At 70.9% G+C, this 1,434-nt stretch carries 1 protein-coding gene; it reads right to left on the reverse strand.

The genetic code is table 11. The features are described from left to right. Nucleotides 1-110: 110 nt before the first annotated feature. Nucleotides 111-1,091, reverse strand: coding sequence for an RNA-guided endonuclease InsQ/TnpB family protein (locus tag ACFYOS_RS36415; protein ID WP_387151914.1), 981 nt, complete (start codon nucleotides 1,089-1,091; stop codon nucleotides 111-113). Nucleotides 1,092-1,434: the final 343 nt, after the last annotated feature.

Genomic DNA, 1,434 nt, shown 5'->3' on the forward strand with positions numbered 1-1,434 from the left:
CTTTGGCGAGACGACATGATCACCGAAGGCCGTCTTCATGTCCACTCACGACAGCGCACAAAGTCCGGCCAGAACGCCGAAGGTTAAAAAGCAAGTTAGTGCGGTGTCCACTAACGTTCACCGGGTTTCCGGTGGTTGTTGTGGATCCTCGCCGTTGAGGCGAGCGACTCCCCACCACCACTGGGTGGTGGGGCGGGCCTCCGCGGGCCAACTGATCCTCGCGCCGCCGTTGGTAGGCGGCGGGGATCACGCCGGGACTGGCCAGCACCGGGCAGGTGCCGTCCGGCTCGACGGTGCGTGACCACCTGCGGCAGCACGACGGCTGTCGGGGTGGTGGGTCCGCCGCCCGGGGTGCGGGTGGCGATGATGGCGGCCGCGACGAGGTCGCGGTGCCCGGTGAAGTGGCAGTGCGGGCAGGACAGCGTCCGCCCGCGGGGTTTCGGCACCCGCCGCCCGCAGGTGGGGCAGGTGGAGGAGGTGCCGCGTTCGTCGACCAGATGGACGGTGATGCCGGCCAGGGTGGCTTTGTCGGTGAGGATTTGCAGGAGCCGGCCGATCTGCCACTGCCGTAGCCGCAGGTTGTGCCGCCTTCCCGCGTCGATGCCGAGGACCCCGCGCGGGTCACCGACATGCAGCACCCCGACACGCTCGCGCACGGCCCAGGAGACGACCGTTCGGGCGGCTTCGTGCTGGGCCTGACGGACCCGGCGCCGGTGCCGTGCCTCGACCAGCCGGGCCCGGCGGCGGTACTTACGCCACCGCCGCGACCCCTTCTGCCCCGCCTTCGGCGCCCGCCCGGCCACCGCGCGGCGACGGGCTTTGGTGTCCGCCAGGTGCATGCGGTGCTCGGCGCGGATCGCCCGCCCCGACACCAGCAATGCCTTCCCGTCCGGGCCGGCCACCGCGTACGGGTGAATGATCCCCAGATCCACCCCGGCCACCCGGCCCGGATCCGGTTCGCAACCGGGCGGGTAGGTCGCGACAGGCACTTCGGCGGTGACGTCCAGGAACAGCCGGCCGCCCTCACACAACAGGGTGACCGACCGGACCTGCTCGACCGGACAGGGCAACTCCCGCGCCAACGCACCCAAAAGGAGAGGGTGCCTCGGGCAGTGGAGATCCGTACCCGACGCCCGTCGAGGAGGAACGTGCCGTGATACCAGCGCACCGGCATCAACCCACGCCGACGCCGCGGAAACCGCGCCGACACGTCACCTTCCCGGCGGCGCTTCGCCGCCGCGAACCAGGCATCCGAGAACCGGCGCAACACCGACCGGGCCCCCGTCGAATCCAACTCGCCGAACGTGCCCGGCCCGGCCGCCGACAACTCCCGGCACAACTCCTGATAGCCCACCAACGGCACATCACGACGGTGCCGCCGCCACGTGTTGATCTCCAACACGCACGCCCACACGTCACCAGCCGAGCGCAGCA

The sequence above is a fragment of the Micromonospora sp. NPDC005806 genome (genome assembly GCF_042871425.1).
In the GTDB taxonomy this organism is placed as follows: domain Bacteria; phylum Actinomycetota; class Actinomycetes; order Mycobacteriales; family Micromonosporaceae; genus Micromonospora.